Below are 17,372 nucleotides of genomic sequence, written 5' to 3' on the forward strand. Positions count from 1 at the left end.
GGCCTGTCCTGCGTACTGGGAGCCACAACGGCACGCCCGGCCTGAACCGTGCGTTGTCTGGCATGCCGGTTGCTTGATTACCGGCAAAGCCACCGACCGAACCGGACGTGAACGCCATGAACCCCGCCCCCGCCAACCGCCGCCCCCGTGCCCGCAAGACTCTGCTGCCCCTGCTGGCTACGGCGCTGTGCCTGGGTCTGGCCGGCTGTTCGGGGCGGCCCGTGGCCGTGTCGATCCCCATGAAGCCGCAGCCCGTGCTGCAATCGGCCGGGCAATGGCAGGTGGTTGCGGACGATGTCGCCTCGGCAATTTCCGCCCACCTGGAATTCCAGATGGGCAGGAAGGTGCCGGTACAGGTCTATATGATGCGCAAGGACGACACCTTGTTCGCCGATGCCTTCCTGTCGGCGGTGACCACCCGGCTGGTCCAGCAGGGGCATCTGGTTTCCGTCGATGCGCGGCCGGACGTGGTGGCGGTGGGGATTGATGTGCTGACGGTAAAAAGCAGCGGCCCGCGCATAGCCGCCGATCCGTTCCCCGGCCCGCTGACCCTGCTGGCGGCGGGGGTGGGGCTGGCGTCAAAACTATCGGGCGGCGACCTGGCCAAGTTCCCCTGGGGCATCTCGGCGGGTGTCGCCGCGGTTGGTCTGGAGGCGCTGAATTCAAAGCCGATGGAGACGGACACGGAAATGATCCTGACCGTGTCGGTCGCGCGTGAGGGCTATTACACCTTCCGCACCAGCGCCGTTTATTACGTGAACAGCGAGGATCTCTGGCATTATGACGGCGAACCGGGCCTGGGCGGGCGGCGCAACGTCAACCTGAATTCCGTGCCGCAGGCGGCCGTGATGTATGATCTGGCCGGCAAGCCTTATGTGATGAAGTGAGCCCGACCCCTTGATCGTGCCGATCAAGGGGGATTTCGTGCTCCTTCATGCGCCGGGCCGCCTGTCGGCGACCTCCAATCCGCCTTAAGTGTCGGATTGCTACAATCCCCTCCTACCGCCGCTCCGTCACCGTCAGCAGCAGCCCGGTGCCCAGCAGGAACAGCACGATCACGCTGGCCATGCCCGCGCGCTGCGTGCCCAGGGCGGTGACCGCGAAACCATAGGCCAGCGGTCCCAGCACGCCCACGGCGCGGCCTGTCAGGGCGTAGATGCCGAAGAATTCCGTCTCCAGCCCCGGTGGGGAGATGCGGGCCATCATGGACCGCGCCGCCGCCTGCGCCGGCCCGAAAAACACACCCAGCCCCATGCCCAGCAGCAGCAGCCATTGCTGATCCGGCGTGAATTCCAGCGGCAGGGACAGGACGGGCGCCCAGGCCCAGGCATCCGTGCCCACCAGCACCATGGAGGTACCGGTGATGATCAGGCCCGTCAGGCTGATCAGCAGGGTCGGCTTGGCCCCGATCCGGTCGTCGGCCCAGGCGAAGCCGATGGCCCCCAGCCCCGCCGCCACGTTCAGCGCAATGGCAAACAGGATAAGCTGCGCCTCCACCATGCCGAAGACGATGCCGGCATAGATGCCGCCAAAGGCCGTGATGGTGTTGATCCCGTCGCGCCACAGGGCGCTGGCGATCAGGAAACGCAGCGTATTGGCATGGCGCGGCATGGCACGGATGGTGGTCACCAGGCTGGCCCAGCCTTCCCGCACGGCGCGCGCCGCATTCATCCCCGCCTCCGGCAGCCGGTCGGGCACCAGAAGGAACAAAGGCAGGGCAAAGACCGCGTACCAGACGGCCACCAGCACGGAGGTGGCGCGTACCGGCTGCGCCTCGTCCGTGCCGATCAGGCCGAACAAGGGTGGATTGGACTGTAACAGCAGCACCAGGCACAGGATCAGGCAGACCAGCCCGCCCAGATAGCCCACGCCCCAGCCCCAGCCCGAAACGCGTCCCAGATGGCTGCGCGGGGTGATGACGGGCAGCAGCGCATTATAGAAGACGTTCGACAGTTCGAACGCCGTGCTGGCGATGCCGACCAGCAGCAGGGCCGGCAGGGCATAGGACGGGTCGGGCCGGATGAACCAGAGCGAGGCCGATCCGATGATTGCGATCACGGTGCAGGCGGCCAGCCAGGGCTTGATCCGGCCCCCCCGGTCAGCGATGGCGCCCAGCACGGGGGACAGGCACGCAATCAGCAGCCCCGAAAGGCCCAGCATGAAGGCCCAATCGGCCGACCCCTGGTCCGGGTCGGCCGCCACGCCCTTGGTGAAATAGACGGAAAAGACAAAGGTGCCGATGACGGTGTTGAAGGCTGACATGGCCCAGTCATACAGGCACCAGCCGGCGATGGCGGGGGGCTTCAGCCCCGGAACCGCCATGGCCTCAGGCAACCGTGTAACGGGCGCGGGCCCCGCGTTCCAGGGCGGCGGCCGTCAGCCGGTCCACGTCCAGCCCGTGGCGCAGCAGTTCCAGCAGGCGCAGTTCCTCCTGCGTGGCGGTCCGGTCGGCGGCCACCACTTCGCAGGCCAGCATATAGGCGGTTTCGCGCAGCGATTTGGGCAGGGACCGCCGGATCATCTCAATGGCCGAGTCCAGACCGTCCGGATCGCTCAGGATCTCGGTACATTCCTGCGCCACCTGCGGCAGCTTGTGCGTGTCGAAATCGGCAAAGACCGGCAGGAAGCGGATATTCTCGCCCATGGCATGCAGTTCCGCGTCGGTCATGTCGCCGTCGGAAGCCGAGGTCAGCACCATGGCAAAGATCAGGGCACGGTGGTGGTCGATCATCCTGTTCTCCTGTCGGACAAGGCACGCGTGCCGTCAGTAGGGTGCAAGCCCATGCCGCCGTCAAGCGGGGGGCGGTACTATGCCTCAACCATCTCTGCGGCTTTTTCCAGATCGACACTGACCAGTTGGCTGACGCCGCGTTCCATCATGGTGACACCGAACAGGCGGTGCATGCGGGCCATGGTCAGGCGGTGGTGGGTGACGATCAGGAAGCGCGTGGCGCCGCTGGCCGCCATTTCCTCCACCATGTCGCAGAAGCGGCCGACATTGGCCTCGTCCAGCGGCGCATCCACCTCGTCCAGCACGCAGATGGGGGCGGGGTTGCACAAGAACACCGCGAACAGCAGCGATAGCGCCGTCAGCGCCTGTTCCCCGCCCGACAGCAGCGACAGGACCTGCAATTTCTTGCCGGGCGGGCTGGCATAAATCTCCAGGCCCGCATCCAGCGGATCGTCCGATTCGGTCAGTTTCAGATGGGCCGCCCCGCCGCCGAACAGCTTGGTGAACAGCCGCTGGAAATGCCCGTCGACCAGATCGAAACTGGCCAGCAGCTTTTCCCGCGCCTCGCGGTTGATGGCGCCGATACCCTGGCGCAGGCGGGCGATGGCGGCGGTCAGATCGTCGCGCTCACTGGTCAGCTTGGCGGTCTCCGTCTCCATCTCAGCCAGTTCGACCTCGGCCCGCAGGTTGACGGGGCCGATACGCTCGCGATCCTCCATGAGCCGCGACAGGCGCTGTTCCAATTGTGACGGCGCCGGCATCTCCTCTTCCGGATCGATACCGGCGGCGGCCAGAACCTCCCCCGGCTCACAATCCAGCTTCTCCCGGATGCGTTCCACCAGACCGGCCAGCGCCGTCAGGGATTGGGCCACGGCCGCCTCGGCATGGGCGCGGGCCTCACGTGCGTCGGCCAGGGCGGCCTCGGCCTTGCGCACGGCCTGTTCGGCCTGGGACTGCGCCGTCTCCGCCTCGGCCAATGCATCGCTTGTCTGGCGGCGGCGGCGCTCGGCGGTGGCGATATGGCCGCGCAACGTCTCGCGTTCCGTCGCGATCTCCAGGGGCCGTTCGGTCAGCGCCTCCAACTCGGCCCGCCCTTCCTCGGCCCGTTCGGTCAGTTCCGACAGGCGGCTGGTCGCCCCTTCCACACGGACCTTCCAGGACAGTTCTTCGGCTTCCAGGCTGGACAGGCGGCGGCGGCGCTGTTCGGCATCGCGCTTCACCCGGTCCACGGCCGCTTGCGCGCCCGACAGGTGCCCGCGCTGTTCGGCCAGCAGGCCGCGCGCATCGGCCACCGCCATGCGCGACAGGGTGGGGTCGGGAAGCTCGTCCCGCGCTGCCTGTGAGTCGGCCACCAGACGCGCGGCCTCCACCTTGTCGGCGGTCAGGACCTCCAGCGTCTGGGCCATGGCGTCGCGCTTCGACCGGGCGGCGGCGGCTTCGCTGACCAGCCGGGATTGGCTGCTGCGGGCCTGATCGACGGCGGTGAAGGCGTGGCGCACCGCGTCACGCGCCTGCCGGTCGCCGGCCTGGGCCGCTTCCTGCGCGCGTCGTGCCGTCAGGATGGCCGCGTCGGCGGTGGCGCTGGCCTCGGCATGGGCACGGCGGGCAGCGGCCAGATCGGTATCGGCGCGGTCCAGCTCCGCCTCGATCTCGGCCAGACGGTTGCGCTGGGTCAGGCGGATGGCCGCCGCCGTGGGGGCGCCGGGCGTGGTGGTCAGCCCGTCCCAGCGCCAGGCGCCGCCATCGCGGCTGACCAGGATCTGTCCGGGCAGCAGTGTGGGGGCCAGCCGGCGGGCGGTCGCGGCATCGGGCACCAGCCCGATATGCGACAGGCAGCGGGCCATTTCCGCCGGGGCCTTCACCTGGGCCGACAGCGGCGCCACCCCCGGCGGCAGGGGGGCGGTGAGGTCCAGTGGCGGCAGGGTGCGCCAATGCCGGGCCGCCGCCTCGTCCAGCGGCGCCGTCAGATCATCGCCCAATGCCGCGGCCAGCGCCTGCTCATAGCCGGTGGCGACCGTGACCGCGTCGATCAGCGGTGGGAACAGGTCTTCCTCTTCCAGGTTCAGCAGAGCCCGCAACCCGTCGCGCTCGGCACGAAGCTGGGTGTCGCGGGCCTCCGCCTGGGACAGGGCGGCGCGGGCATCGGCGATGGTGGCCTGTCCATCGCTGCGCGCCTGTTCCAGGGCGCTGTCGGCCTCCTGCTTGGCCAATTCCGCCTGTTCGGCGGCATCGCGCGCCAGATCCAGCCGTTCCTCGGCCAGGGCCAGCGCCTCGGCGGCGGCTTCCAGAGCGGCATCGTCGCCGATCTTTTCGTCCAGGGCGGAAAGTTGGGCGGCCTGTTCGGACAGGCGCTTTTCCAGGGTGGACAGGCGGGCCTGCGCATCGCGCAGCCGGTTGCCGGCGGCGGTACGGGCCGCTTCCTCGGAGGCTGTTTGCTCCAGGGCGCGGGACAGGTCGCGTTCCGCCGCCTCCACCGCGTCGCGGGCCGTCAGCAGCGCTTCTTCGGCCGCTTCCAGCTCCATCGCCTCCTCGCCCTGCGCGTCCAGCAGGCTGGCGCGTTCCTCGGCCAGACGGGCGGCGGCGCTGTCGGCATCGGCGGCAAGCGCCCGTTCGCGGGCAAGGTCGGTGGCCAATTGCGCCAGACGGCGCTGCATGGCGCCATGGGCCTCCTTGACGCGGGTCTCCTCGGCGTCCAGTTGCTCTCGCGCCACCAGCAGGCGCTGCAACGCGGCACCGGCGGCGGCATCCTCCTGCCGCAGGGGGGGCAGGGCCTCTGCCGCCTGATCGCGGGCGGTCACGGTGCTGCCGACGGCCAGCATCTGATCGCGCACGGCACTGTCGGCGGCGGCATGGCCATCGCGGGCGCGATCCAGCAGGCGGTTGGCCTCCTGCCAGCGCTGATGCAGCAATTGCGCCTCGGCCCGGCGGATATGGTCCTGCACCTGGCGGTAACGCTGGGCTTGCCGGGCCTGTTTGCGCAGGCCCTGCAACTGCCCGTCCATGGCGGCCAGCACATCCTCCAGCCGGGTCAGGTTGGTTTCCGCCGCGCGCAGGCGCAATTCCGCCTCATGCCGCCTTGCATGCAGGCCGCTGATGCCGGCCGCTTCCTCCAGCAATTGCCTTCGGTCGGCGGGCTTGGCATTGATCAGGGCACCGACGCGGCCCTGGCTGACCATGGAGGGGCTGTTGGCCCCCGATGAATGGTCGGCGAACAGGATCTGCACGTCGCGGGCGCGCACCAGCTTGCCATTGATACGGTAATCGGACCCCGACCCGCGCTCCAGCCGGCGGGTGATCTCCAGTTCCTCCGCCTCGGTGAAGGGCGGGGGGGCGGTGCGGGCATTGTTGCCCAGCACCATCGTCACCTCGCAGATATTGCGGGCGGGCCGGGTTGCGGTGCCGCCGAAGATGACGTCATCCATATCCTCCCCGCGCATACGCTTGGCCGACGTTTCACCCATGGCCCAGCGCAGGGCTTCCAGCAGGTTGGACTTGCCGCAGCCATTGGGGCCGACAACACCCGTCATCCCCGGCTCGATCAGCAGCTCTGTCTGATCGACGAAGGATTTGAAACCGGAAAGACGGAGTTTCGTGAACTGCACGGGTGGCCCAAGGGTCGGAAGCGGGGAAGGGCGCGATGGGTAGGCCTAACCGGCGGTCCGTTCAAGCCCTTTGATGGCAAGGACCAGCCCCATGCCCCTGGATCAGGGGGCGGGCTTGGCGCCCAGCTTTTCCAAGGCGGCGAACAGCTTCGCCTCGCTGGCTTCCTCCACCCGCGCGGCACCGTCATTGATGATGAAGGTGGGCGTGCCCATGACCTGATGGCGCTGGCCGGCCTCCTGCTGGCGGCGGATCATGAAATCCTCCACTTGGCGGTCGGCCATGCAGGACTGGAACTGCGCCGGGCCGACACCGGCCAGGGCACCGATACGGGCCAGGCCATTCATGAAATCGGCGTTCAGCCATTGCGCCTGTGTCTTGAACAGCACGTCTGCCAGTTTGGCATGCTTGTCATCGCCCAGACAGCGGGCCAACTGTGCCGCGCGCAGGCCGGGGGCATTGTTGGGAATATCCTTCACCACCAGCCGCACCTGCCCGTTATCGATGAAACGGGCCTTCAGCCTGGGCAGGATATCGCTGTGGAAATGGGCGCAATGCGGGCAGGACAGGGAGGCGTATTCTACCACCGTGACGGGCGCCTTGGCGTTGCCATAGGTGATGTCGGCGAAGGTGGGGGCGATGGTCGCCCCCTGGCCCAGGGCGGGCAGGGACAGCGTCAACAGACCGGCCAGGATCAGGAACCGCCGCCCCCACATGTGATTACGACGCCTTGCGCTTGGCGCCGGCCTTGACCACGGCGTCGGTCAACTGGTCCAGATAGGCACCGGCGATCACATATTCGCCATTCACGATGAAGGTCGGCGTGGAATTGACCTGATGTTCCTGCTGGGCCGTGTACTGGCTCTTGATGATGAAATCTTCCAGCGGCTTGGTGGCCATGCAGGCATCGAACTGCGCCTGCGACACGCCCGCCAGCTTGCCGATATTGGCCAGATTGGCCAGGAAGTTCTGGTTCAGCCAGGTGGCCTGGCTGTTGAAGATGGCGGTCTTCAGCGCCTGGGTCTTGGCCCCGCCGGCGCAGCGCATCAGCATATGGGCGCGCAGGCCCGGCTCGTTCAGCGGGTAGTCGCGGAAGATCAGCCTCACTTCGCCGGTATCGATGAATTCCTTCTTGAAGGTGGGGAACATCTCCTTCTCGAAATGCGCACAATGCGAGCAGGCCAGCGAGGCATATTCGACCACCGTCACCTTGGCCTTCGGGTCGCCATAGACAATGTCCGCCGTGGCGGCCGCCACATCGATGGCGGGGGCAGCCTGACCCAGCGCCGGCAGGGCGGGGGCAAGGGACAGGGCGGCGCCGGCGGCCAGGAGTTGGCGACGGGAAAAGTCAGAACCGCTCACGGATGTTATCTCCACCAGGGGAATGTTTGCGCCGACGATAGGGGATGATGATGGCGGCGGCAAGGCGATCCGCACGGGCCATTACACCAGGATCTGCAACCCATGCTTCTCCACCAGCGAAAGCAGTTTCAACGCCATGCCGCTGGGCCGCTTGGCGCCGCTTTCCCATTTCTCCACCGTACTTTCGCTGGTGTTCAGGTAGCGGGCGAAGACCGGTTGGCTGACCTTGTTCTGTTGCCTGATCCGGATAATGTCACCCGGTGCCAGGGCTGGGGGTGAAACAAGACAAGTTTCGTCAAATTGACGCAGGGTAGTCTTGTCGATGGTACCTGCGCGATGCATACCCGCAACGGCACTGTGGATTGCCGCGAAGGCATCACTCTTATATTCCCGCTTCTTCGCCATGACAAATCTCCATCAGTTCCTTTGCCAGCAGTTCACGTTCGATCTCCACATCGTGTTTTTGGGCATAGATGTCAGCCAAAGCGCGAAAGCCCGCCAGTTCATCCTCGGTGATATTGGCACGGTCCTGTTTGGCGAACAGGTAGGCATAGACCCAGTAGCGCCGGCCTTTTGCGACAATAATGCTTCGTTGCCGGTTCTGGTCCAGCCGCTTCTTGAAGACGCCGCCACCCAGGTCGTCGGCCTGGCCACGCATCACCGCCCGCATGGCGGCGCATAGTTCGGTATCGGCGATGCGCGCCTTCCTTGCGGCCCTGCTGAACCAAGCCGTTTTGAATACCCGGGCGGGTACGATGCTGCCGTCCATCACGAAACACTAGCACCTGGTGCTATTGCGAGCAAGCCACCCCCAGCATCCCCTCCATCCGTGCCAGCGCTGCCGCGCTGGCCTGCCGGCTTTCCGCCTCCACCTGCCGGTAGAGCGCCACCAGTTCGCGGCCCCAATCGGTCAGGGCCGTGCCGCCGCCGCCACTGCCCCCGGTCTGTCCCGTGACGGCGGGCTGGGTGAAGGCGCGGTTGATCTGGTCGACCAGAAGCCAGGCCCGGCGGTAGGACATGCCCATGGACCGGCCCGCCGCCGCGATGGAGCCGGTATCCGCGATGGCTTCCAGCAGACGGATCTTGCCGGGGCCGATCTGGCTGCCATTGGCGAAATCCAGGCGCAGGGTCAGGCGGGTCATGGGAACATCCGATGAGGGGGGCATAGAAAAGGGGCGGCCGTTGCGGGCCGCCCCTATCAATTGGGTGACAAAGCCCCGTTCCGTCAATGCCCGGCGCTGTTGCCCGCCTTGGCCCGCCGCTTCTTGGTGGCCAGCAGGTTCAGGCTTTCCACACCGACCGAGAAGGCGATGGCGAAGTAGAGATAGGCCTTGGGGATGTGGAAATGCAGCCCGTCGGCGATCAGCGCGACACCCACCAGGATCAGGAAGGCCAGCGCCAGCATCTTCACCGTCGGGTGATCCTGTACAAACTTCGACGTCGGCCCCGCCGCGAACAGCATGACGGCGACGGCAATGATGACGGCGGTGATCATCACCGGCAGATCATTGGCCATGCCCACGGCCGTGATGACGCTGTCCAGCGAGAAGACGATGTCCAGCACCATGATCTGCGCGATCACCCCGCCAAAGGTGGCCGCTACGCGGGACGTGCCGTCGTCCTCGTGCTGGCCTTCCATGGTGTGGTGAATCTCCTGTGTGCCCTTCCACAGCAAGAACAGGCCGCCGCCCAGCAGGATCAGGTCACGGGCCGAAATGGCCAGATCGAAGATCGTGAACAGGGGTTCGGTCAGTGACACGATCCAGGCGATCGACGCCAGAAGCCCCAGCCGCATGAACAGCGCCAGCGCCAAGCCCACCTGACGTGCCTTGGCGCGCTGCGCCTCCGGCAACCGGTTGGCCATGATCGAAATGAAGATGATGTTGTCGATGCCCAGCACAATCTCCAGCGCCGTCAGGGTCGCCAGACTGGCCCATGCATTCGGGTCATAGATCCATTCAAACATTGTTTCCACCTGCCCCCAGGAAATGATTCGTTAAGGATAGCACCATAGTAGGGCTGTTTGCCGCCCTGCAATATGGCAGCAGCGGGCCTTGCGGGCTGACGGTATCGGGCATAGCGTGGGCCGCAATCCATGCTCATGAGGGAAAACCAAGCCCATGCGCCGTCTGGCCTGTTCGTTGCTGCTCTCCTCCCTGGTCCTGCTGCCCCTGGTCAGCCCCGTCAACGCGTGGGCGGAGACGGTGTTCCGGCGCGGCATCGGCTCCGCCCCCGGCACCATCGATCCCGGAAAGGCCGACCTGCACCCCGAATCCATCGTCATCTATGATCTTTATGAGGGGCTGCTGACGGCGGGACCGGAGGGCAAACCCATCGCCGGAGCCGCCGCCAGTTGGGAGATCAGCCCGGATGGCAAAACCTATACGTTCAGCCTGCGCCCCGACGGGCGCTGGTCGGACGGGTCGAAGGTGACGGCCAGCGATTTCGTCTATGCCTGGCGCCGTCTGGCCAGCCCGCAGCAGGCGTCGCCCTATGCCTATTATGTCTGGCCCATCGTGAATGGCCGGGAGGTGACGGCCGGCACCAAGGCGCCGACGGAACTGGGCGTGGAGGCTGTGGGCGACCTCATGTTCCGCGTCAAGCTGACCGAGCCTGCCGCCTATTTCCTGGGTCAGGTGGCGCACCAGTCCATGTCGCCGGTGAAGGAGGGGGCGACACCCGGTCAGGTGGGCAATGGCGCCTATAAACTGGCCGAAATGGTGCCGCAGACACATCTGAAGCTGGTGAAGAACCCTTATTTCCGTGATGCGGCCAACGTGAAGATCGACACCGTCATGCATATTGTGACGGAGAATGTGGATACCGAACTGAAGCGCTACCGGGCCGGCGAACTGGACGTCACCTATACCCTGCCGGTTACGGCGGTGACCTGGGCGCGCCAGGAAGTTGCGGCGGAATACATGCCGACGCCCACCTATTCCACCTTCTTCATGGCGTTGAACCTGACGCATGAACCGTGGAAATCGTCGCCGAAGCTGCGTCAGGCGCTTTCCATGGCCATCGACCGGGAGGTGATTGTGGAGAAGGTGCTGCAGGGTGACTTGCGCGCTGCCTACAGCTTCACCCCACCGGGCAAGGTGGCAGGATACGAACCGCCCCGCCCCTCCTGGGCCATGCAGCCGCAGATCGCCCGTGATGCCCTGGCCAAGCGGCTGTTGATGGAGGCTGGATACGGGCTGGGCGGCAAGCCCCTGCCGCCCGTCGAAATCCTGTTGACCCAGAGCGAGAACAACAAGCGGACCATGGTCGCCGTCGCTGCCATGTGGAAGCAGAAGCTGGGCGTGGAAACCGTGATGAACAATCAGGAATTCCGCGTCGTCTCGTCCATCGGCAATCAGAAGACCTATAAGGACGCCCTGTTCTATGGCTGGATCGGCGACTTTGCCGACCCGATCAACTTTCTGAAGCTGCTGCGCAGCGACGTGGATCAGCAGAATTATCCCGCCTATATGAACAAAGAGTATGACGCCCTGCTGGACAAGGCCAATGCCAGCCTGGACCCGGCGGACCGCATCGCCTTGCTGGGCAAGGCCGAGGCGATGATGCTGGAGGATACGGCCCTGATCCCGATCTTCCACAATACCCGCCGCCGTCTGGTCAATCCGCGCATCACCGGCTGGACCAAGGCGCCCTTGGACCAGAACCCGACCCGGTTCCTGGGGATCAAGGGTTGATCCCTCCGCTTTCCATCACCATTCCCTTCCTATCGGATTCTTGATCCATGAAAAGCTTCCGCCTTCTGCCGCTGCTGGCCATGGCCGCCCTGGCGCCCCTGTCGCTGTCCGCCCCGGTCCAGGCCGAAATGGTCTATAAGCGCGGGTCCGGTGCCACGCCCGACACGCTGGACCCCACCAAGTCGGAGCTGCAGCCCGCCGCCCGCATCATCTATGATCTGTTCGAGGGGCTGTACACGCTGGACGCCAAGGGTCAGGGCCGCCGGGCCGTCGCGGAAAGCGAAAGCGTCAGCGCCGATGGCCGCGTCTATACCTTCACGCTCCGCGCCGATGCCAAATGGTCGGACGGCACCGCGGTGACGGCGGCGGACTTTGTCTATTCCTGGCGCCGGCTGGCCGACCCCAAGCATGCCTCCCCCTATGCCTATTTTGTCTGGCCGCTGGTCAACGGGCAGGCGGTGACGACCGGCAAGATGCCGACCGATAAGCTGGGTGTGGAGGCGGTGGATGCCCGCACCCTGAAGGTCACGCTGGAACGGCCCACAGGTTATTTCCTGGCCTCGCTTCAGCATGTGGCCATGGCGCCGGTGCAGAAGGCCAATATCGACAAGTTCGGGGAGAATTTCACCAGCCCCGGCAATCTGGTGTCCAACGGCGCCTACAAGCTGGTCGAATATCTGCCGCAGTCGCACATCAAGACGGTCAAGAACCCATATTATTACGATGCGGCCAAGGTGAAGATCGATACCGTCTTCTCCTACCCGATCGACAATCAGGATACGGAGTTCAAGAAGTTCCGGGCCGGTGAATTGCTGGTCACCGACACGCTGCCCAACCCGCAGATCAATTTCGCCAAGGAGAATCTGCCCCAGGCCTATACGACGGGGCAGACCTATTCCACCTACTACCTGTCCTTCAACCTGAAGAACGAGCCGTGGAAGTCGTCGCCCAAGCTGCGCGCCGCCCTTAACCTGGCTGTGGACCGGGAGGTTCTGGCCGACAAGGTGGTGGGCGGCGGGGAGAAGCCGGCCTATACCTTCACCCCGCCCGGCAATGTCGGCGGCTATGAACCGCCGCGCCCCGATTGGGCGGCGCAGACCCAGGCGCAGCGTGACGAGATGGCGAAGAAGCTGTTCGCCGAAGCGGGTTACGGGCCGGGTGGCAAGGAACTGCCCGAGATCGAGATCCTGCACTACACCAACGACAATGCCCGCAAGGTGGTCGTGGCCGTGGCCGCCATGTGGCGGCAAAAGCTGGGCGTGAAGACCCGGCTGAACAATCAGGAATTCCGCGTGGTGGCCAATATCGGCAACCAGAAATCCTATGCCGACATCATGTATTACGCCTGGATCGGCGACTATCCCGACGCCAATTCCTTCCTGCAATTGTTCCGCAGCGATGTGGAGCAGCAGAACCTGCCCGGCTACAAGGACCCGGCCTATGACAAGCTGCTGGACGAGGCCAATGCCAGCATCGATCCGGCCCGGCGTATCGCGCTGATGAAACAGGCTGAAACCCTGGCGCTGGCGTCGAACAGCATCGTGCCGCTGACCCACAATACCCGCCGCCGGCTGGTCGATCCGCGGGTCAAGGGCTGGACCCCCAACCCGCTGGATTTCAACCTGTCGCAATATCTGGAGGTGGCGCAATGACCCCGCGCCGCCGGATCAGGTGCGATAGAAGCTGAACCCCCCAAGCATGACCACCGGGGTCAGCCCCACCGCCCAGGCGGGGATCGGGTCGGCTTCGTCCAGGAACCGGTTGGCCCCGGCGACGATCAGGTCCAGCCCGCCGATGGCCCGGCGGGCGATCCGGTGGGCAGCGGCGAAGGAAGGGTCACAGCCATCGACGGCCAGCATGGGGCCGTGGCGCGGGTCATCCGGTCCCCAGGCCGGGAACAGGGTGGGATCGCGCACCACCAGGGCCAGCGACCGGCCCGGCGTGCGGTGGCGGGCATTGACGGCCATGGCCGCCAGCGCCTCCATGGCGCGCACGCCGCGGTCGCTTCCATGGGCCCAGATGGCGCGGGCCAGCGCGTCCTGACCGCTATCGACGGGAACGCTGGCGGCGCGGTCGGGTTCGGGGACCAGCATCGGTCGGGTCATCATCATCTCCTCGCTGTCGGATCAAAGCTCGAAATCGGTCTGGGCCAGGACCGGTCCGGTCTGGCGCGTATGGTCGGGGCGCTGGCGGGCGCACATGGACATGGCGCCAGCCAGGGCATCCAACCCGTCATCATGGCTGCGCCCGCGCGGCCGCCATTCCCGCATCTCCCGACCCAGGGGGCCGGCGATGACGCTGTCATGGGCGTAAATCAGGCTGGCATGCAGCGGCCCGTCGATGGCGCCCAGGATGCGGTCCACCTTGGCCTGAGTGGATCGCTGTTCCAGGACGCTGACCTTGGTCTGGCCCTGTTCGACCAGGGTCCGGCGCAGCGTTTCGGGCAGGAAGGCGCCCACGCCGTTCACCTCCAGATGGATCAGGCGCACGCCGGTATCAGCCACCATGGCCGTCAGTTCCCGGCATTGCGCGGCGCCCGCCGCTTCCTCCGATCCCGGTGGTACGGTCAGGTATAGGGCACGGTGGACGAAGTACCGTCCCTCGCCATCCTCCCCCACCAGCACCGCGACGGAGCCGTCGCCGGCCTTGCGCCGTTTCTTGTCGCGCAGGCCCAGCGCCGGGTCCCACCAGACACGCAGCGAGCGCAGGCGGTAGGGACCCAAGCGGAAATCCGGCCGGGCCAGGGTCGGCGGCTCCAGCGGCCAGTCATAGGGAAGCAGCCTGTCCACATCCAGCCGCCCATCCTCCAGCGCGACGGGTGTCAGCATCATCTGGCTGGCGAACTTGTTGGCGCTGCTGCGCTTGCGGATACGCTCGATGCTTTCGGGCGTGAAACGCTCGGGCCAGGCGCTGGCCCCCGTCTCGGTCAGGATCGGGCGTTCCAGCCGTTCGAACCCGTCCAGGAAGGGGGCATCCTCCCCTTCCTCCACACAGGCGCGGCGGCTGTAGATCGACTGAAAGGAATGCGGCGTGCCGATATAAAGCTGGGTGCCGCCGGGTGACAGGACATAGGCGACCTCGCCCAGGCGTTGGCGCAGTTCCTGACGCTTTTCGGCGGTGCCGCAGGTGTTGGGCACTTCCACATCATCGCAGACCACGATGTCGGCATGGCTGCCCGTGACGTTCGCGGTGATGCCCTTGGCCACCATGGACGGGTCGCGGCCCACCTTGTCGCGGGCAATGGCGAATTCCTCCGCCCCCCACAATTCCGGCTTGGCGGGCTTCATGCCCTGGCACAGCGGGTGGCGTTCCACGATGCGCTTGACCGTGCGCACCATCTTCTTGGCCAGGTGCGTGTCGGCGGCCAGAACCATGACGCGGCGATTGGCATCCAGATACAGAAGCCAGGCACAGAACAGACCGATCAGGGTGGATTTGCCGCTGTCGCGGAAGGCCAGCAGCAGCAATTCCTTCGACCCCGCCCGCCAGCGGCTTTCCAGCCACCCGGCCATGTCAGTGTGAAGGGCGGGGGTGGTCATGCCCTGTTCACTGTTCCAGCGGTCCAGGAAGGCGATGAAGCCTTCCTTGTCGTCATCGGCGCCCCCCATCACGTTCGCCCGATAATGTGCCAGGCGGCCCCGTTGGACAGCAGGATCATGCCGTCGAACTGTGCCGACAGGGTCTTGGGTCCGCCATCGGGGCCGCCGCTGCCATCGCCGCTGGTGACATTGACGATGTTGGCCGACGGATCGGTCTTTTTCACCGACAGGCGCGTGCCGCTATTGGCCGCCGCTGGCGCCGGCAGCCGCACCTCCACCACCCCGGCAAAGGCGGAGACAAGGTAATGCTCCGCGCCCAGGTCGGGCTGGAACAGGCCCGCCGCCTCGTGGAAATGCACCGTCGTCGGCATGCGGCTGGCCGATGTGACCCACCAGGCCGCGCCGTTGGAGAATACCGTCACCTGCTCATATTGCGGGGCCAGTTTCCAGACGCGGCCGTCGGGGCCTGTGCCCGTGGCGGCGGTGACGCTGACCATGCCGGTCGAGGTGTCGGACTTCTTGATGGTGATGCGCCGCCCCACGGCCTGGGGGGCGGATGGGCCGGGCAGGCGGACCTCCACGGCCCCGTCGTCGCCGCTGACCAGATACAGATCCTTCATCAGGTCGGGTTCGAACAGGCCGCCTTCATCCCGGAATTCGGCATTGCCCGGCGACCCTGTGCGCGCCGTGACCCACCAGCCGGCGCCGTTGGAAACGACGCTGACATGGTCGTACCGGCTGGACAGGATCACGGCTCGCCCGTCCGGCCCCGGCCCGCCCAGTTCGGTGACGGTGACGGGGTTGGCGGAACTGTCGGTTTTCTTGATGGTCAGGATGCGGCCATTGGCCGTGTCGGCCTTGGGCAGACGGAATTCGACGGCACCGCCGAATGACGATACCAGATGGGTGGTCGATGTCAGGTCGGCCGCGACCAGGCCGCCGCTGTCCGGCTCCACATAATTGGTGTCGACGCTGAACCCCTCCACCCGCAGGTCGGTGACATGCGTCTCCTTCAACAGGTTGCGCAAAGGGTAGCCGGCATTGATCGCGGTATAGGCGCGGTTCGCGGAGGTGTCCCAGACCGGCTGCCCGCCGGTGGCGCTGAACAGGTTCACAATGCTGGTATTCTGGCTGCCATTATCGATGCGGATGCCGGGCAGGGCGCCCAGGCTTTCGGCATAGAAATTCACGATCAGGTTCTGGTCGGTGGCGGCCCCCAACCGCAGACAGGCCTGTCCGCCCGGATGCAGGTTGGCCTCGCAATCGGTGAAGCTGTTGTTGAAGCGCCCGGCAGAGATGAAGAAACCGCAACCGCTGATCGGCGCGGCCAGGGAATAGACCCGCACATCCTGGAACTTGTTGGCGTTGGGCGTGTCGCCATCGCCCTCCACGGTCAGCAGCACGCCATGCGCCTGCGGCCGCGCCACCAGCACGCGGGCCACATGGTTCCAGTAACAGGGCCGGTCGGCGTCGTGATAGCCGTCCAGGACGATACCGTTGATGCTGTCCCAGATGGACAGATTCTCCACGACATTCTTCACGGCAGGCCCGTCGCGGCCGAACATCTTCACCCCCGAGGCCCCGCCCACGATGCGCAGGTCGCGCAGGGTGGCATAGCCGTCCACCATCTCCACGGCATTGAACATGCTGGGATATGCCGGCAGGTTGACGGGATCATAGGCGGCGGCACGGGCCTGGATGACGCTGCCCTCACCCTCCCCATACAGCGTCTGGCCATAACCCAGCACGATGGGCGCGCTGGTGCGATAGGTGCCGGCGGGCAGGAACACCGACCGGTGCGTCGCCAGCGCCGCCAGGATGGCGCCGGTATCATCGGTCACCCCGTCGCCGACGGCGCCGAAATCCTTGGCCGTCACCACATCGCGCAGCTTGTCGGCCACGGCCCGGCTGACGGCACCCGCCCCGTGGGCGGCGACGGTGCCGGCGGCGGGCAGGCTGTCCAGGGGCAGGGCCATGGGATTGCCCGCCGCATCGAAGCCCAACGCCGCCCCGGCCCGCACGGAACGGTCGGGCAGCAGCGATGCCGCCGGCAGGTCGGTGGGGGCCGCGCGCAGCATGCGGGCCTGATCGGCGGCCAGTTGCTGGACCATGGCGGTCAGGCGGTTCAACTGTTCATTCAGGCTTCGGGCGGCCAGCGGCCCGCTTTCCAGGAAATCCGCCTGTCTTTCCAGCGCCACGCGCCGTTCGATGGTGACGATGGTGCCCGCAGGCGGCGGGCTATCCAGTTGCACGGCCCCACCGGCGGGATCACCCAGTCCTTCCAGCGTAAAACCGCTGGTCCAGGGGGCGGCGTCCAGATGCAGGGACAGGTCGGACGGGGAATAGAGGGGGAAGGCAAAGGCAAAACGGCTGACCACCCCGTCGGCGACAAACTGCGCGACAGGGCTGGCCGCCGGGATCGGGGCGGTGGGCATGGGGGGGCCT

At 66.3% G+C, this 17,372-nt stretch carries 15 protein-coding genes; 3 read left to right on the top strand and 12 right to left on the bottom strand.

Annotation, left to right across the window (positions count from 1 at the left end; translation table 11 throughout):
• The first annotated feature begins 116 nt into the window (after positions 1-116).
• On the top strand, positions 117-887 hold the full coding sequence (locus KBA48_RS16045; RefSeq protein WP_292908136.1) for a hypothetical protein: 771 nt from the start codon (positions 117-119) through the stop codon (positions 885-887).
• Between the two features lie 112 nt (positions 888-999).
• On the opposite strand, the gene KBA48_RS16050 is transcribed toward KBA48_RS16045, so the two are convergent.
• The 9 genes from KBA48_RS16050 to KBA48_RS16090 all read right to left on the bottom strand — a co-directional run bounded on the left by KBA48_RS16050 (position 1,000) and on the right by KBA48_RS16090 (position 9,659).
• Positions 1,000-2,322 (bottom strand): MFS transporter, encoded by a 1,323-nt coding sequence (locus tag KBA48_RS16050; protein ID WP_292908137.1) that lies wholly within the window; start codon positions 2,320-2,322, stop codon positions 1,000-1,002.
• 4 nt (positions 2,323-2,326) lie between these two features.
• The gene (locus tag KBA48_RS16055; RefSeq protein WP_292908138.1) at positions 2,327-2,731 is read right to left on the bottom strand and encodes a tellurite resistance TerB family protein; all 405 of its coding nucleotides are present in this window, start codon (positions 2,729-2,731) and stop codon (positions 2,327-2,329) included.
• Between the two features lie 77 nt (positions 2,732-2,808).
• A complete protein-coding gene (gene smc / locus KBA48_RS16060; protein WP_292908139.1) occupies positions 2,809-6,333 on the bottom strand; it encodes a chromosome segregation protein SMC in 3,525 nt (1,174 codons plus the stop codon).
• Between the two features lie 102 nt (positions 6,334-6,435).
• Entirely contained in the window at positions 6,436-7,047 is a 612-nt protein-coding gene (locus KBA48_RS16065) for a thioredoxin domain-containing protein (RefSeq protein WP_292908140.1), read from the bottom strand.
• Positions 7,048-7,051: 4 nt separating this feature from the next.
• On the bottom strand, positions 7,052-7,693 hold the full coding sequence (locus tag KBA48_RS16070) for a DsbA family protein (protein WP_292908141.1): 642 nt from the start codon (positions 7,691-7,693) through the stop codon (positions 7,052-7,054).
• 81 nt (positions 7,694-7,774) lie between these two features.
• Complete coding sequence (locus KBA48_RS16075) at positions 7,775-8,098, bottom strand: DNA-binding transcriptional regulator (protein ID WP_292908142.1); 324 nt, start codon at positions 8,096-8,098, stop codon at positions 7,775-7,777.
• On the bottom strand, positions 8,076-8,462 hold the full coding sequence (locus KBA48_RS16080; protein WP_292908143.1) for a type II toxin-antitoxin system RelE/ParE family toxin: 387 nt from the start codon (positions 8,460-8,462) through the stop codon (positions 8,076-8,078). Before KBA48_RS16080 ends, KBA48_RS16075 begins: the two co-directional genes overlap by 23 nt.
• 22 nt (positions 8,463-8,484) lie before the next feature.
• Positions 8,485-8,835: a winged helix-turn-helix domain-containing protein gene (locus KBA48_RS16085; protein ID WP_292908144.1), complete on the bottom strand. Its 351-nt coding sequence runs from the start codon at positions 8,833-8,835 to the stop codon at positions 8,485-8,487.
• An 83-nt stretch (positions 8,836-8,918) separates the two neighbouring features.
• Complete coding sequence (locus KBA48_RS16090; protein ID WP_292908145.1) at positions 8,919-9,659, bottom strand: TerC family protein; 741 nt, start codon at positions 9,657-9,659, stop codon at positions 8,919-8,921.
• Positions 9,660-9,813: 154 nt separating this feature from the next.
• On the opposite strand from KBA48_RS16090, the gene KBA48_RS16095 reads away from it, so the two are divergent.
• Both KBA48_RS16095 and KBA48_RS16100 read left to right on the top strand, forming a co-directional pair.
• Positions 9,814-11,388 carry a peptide ABC transporter substrate-binding protein gene (locus KBA48_RS16095; RefSeq protein ID WP_292908146.1) on the top strand — a complete coding sequence of 525 codons (1,575 nt, stop codon included), beginning with the start codon at positions 9,814-9,816 and terminating at the stop codon, positions 11,386-11,388.
• 47 nt (positions 11,389-11,435) lie between these two features.
• The gene (locus KBA48_RS16100; RefSeq protein ID WP_292908147.1) at positions 11,436-13,040 is read left to right on the top strand and encodes a peptide ABC transporter substrate-binding protein; all 1,605 of its coding nucleotides are present in this window, start codon (positions 11,436-11,438) and stop codon (positions 13,038-13,040) included.
• Positions 13,041-13,055: 15 nt separating this feature from the next.
• Here the strand turns inward: KBA48_RS16100 and KBA48_RS16105 are convergent, their stop codons facing one another.
• Genes KBA48_RS16105 through KBA48_RS16115 form a run of 3 tightly spaced genes read right to left on the bottom strand, consistent with a single transcriptional unit; the run spans position 13,056 to position 17,362 of the window.
• On the bottom strand, positions 13,056-13,493 hold the full coding sequence (locus tag KBA48_RS16105; protein WP_292908148.1) for a hypothetical protein: 438 nt from the start codon (positions 13,491-13,493) through the stop codon (positions 13,056-13,058).
• 21 nt (positions 13,494-13,514) lie between these two features.
• A complete protein-coding gene (gene terL, locus KBA48_RS16110; protein ID WP_292908149.1) occupies positions 13,515-14,996 on the bottom strand; it encodes a phage terminase large subunit in 1,482 nt (493 codons plus the stop codon).
• A complete protein-coding gene (locus KBA48_RS16115) occupies positions 14,996-17,362 on the bottom strand; it encodes a glycosyl hydrolase family 28-related protein (RefSeq protein ID WP_292908150.1) in 2,367 nt (788 codons plus the stop codon). Before KBA48_RS16115 ends, terL begins: the two co-directional genes overlap by 1 nt.
• Between the last annotated feature and the right edge of the window lie 10 nt (positions 17,363-17,372).

This window comes from Niveispirillum sp., from assembly GCF_017996735.1.
In the GTDB taxonomy this organism is placed as follows: domain Bacteria; phylum Pseudomonadota; class Alphaproteobacteria; order Azospirillales; family Azospirillaceae; genus Niveispirillum.

What these genes read in the sequence shown, in the direction of transcription:
- KBA48_RS16090 (WP_292908145.1), bottom strand. Translation starts at nt 9,659, where the DNA reads ATGTTTGAATGGATCTATGACCCGAATGCATGGGCCAGTCTGGCGACC.
- KBA48_RS16080 (WP_292908143.1), bottom strand. Translation starts at nt 8,462, where the DNA reads ATGGACGGCAGCATCGTACCCGCCCGGGTATTCAAAACGGCTTGGTTC.
- KBA48_RS16095 (WP_292908146.1), top strand. Translation starts at nt 9,814, where the DNA reads ATGCGCCGTCTGGCCTGTTCGTTGCTGCTCTCCTCCCTGGTCCTGCTG.
- KBA48_RS16045 (WP_292908136.1), top strand. Translation starts at nt 117, where the DNA reads ATGAACCCCGCCCCCGCCAACCGCCGCCCCCGTGCCCGCAAGACTCTG.
- KBA48_RS16065 (WP_292908140.1), bottom strand. Translation starts at nt 7,047, where the DNA reads ATGTGGGGGCGGCGGTTCCTGATCCTGGCCGGTCTGTTGACGCTGTCC.
- KBA48_RS16100 (WP_292908147.1), top strand. Translation starts at nt 11,436, where the DNA reads ATGAAAAGCTTCCGCCTTCTGCCGCTGCTGGCCATGGCCGCCCTGGCG.
- KBA48_RS16115 (WP_292908150.1), bottom strand. Translation starts at nt 17,362, where the DNA reads ATGCCCACCGCCCCGATCCCGGCGGCCAGCCCTGTCGCGCAGTTTGTC.
- KBA48_RS16050 (WP_292908137.1), bottom strand. Translation starts at nt 2,322, where the DNA reads ATGGCGGTTCCGGGGCTGAAGCCCCCCGCCATCGCCGGCTGGTGCCTG.
- KBA48_RS16075 (WP_292908142.1), bottom strand. Translation starts at nt 8,098, where the DNA reads ATGGCGAAGAAGCGGGAATATAAGAGTGATGCCTTCGCGGCAATCCAC.
- KBA48_RS16105 (WP_292908148.1), bottom strand. Translation starts at nt 13,493, where the DNA reads ATGACCCGACCGATGCTGGTCCCCGAACCCGACCGCGCCGCCAGCGTT.
- KBA48_RS16055 (WP_292908138.1), bottom strand. Translation starts at nt 2,731, where the DNA reads ATGATCGACCACCACCGTGCCCTGATCTTTGCCATGGTGCTGACCTCG.
- KBA48_RS16085 (WP_292908144.1), bottom strand. Translation starts at nt 8,835, where the DNA reads ATGACCCGCCTGACCCTGCGCCTGGATTTCGCCAATGGCAGCCAGATC.
- terL (WP_292908149.1), bottom strand. Translation starts at nt 14,996, where the DNA reads ATGGGGGGCGCCGATGACGACAAGGAAGGCTTCATCGCCTTCCTGGAC.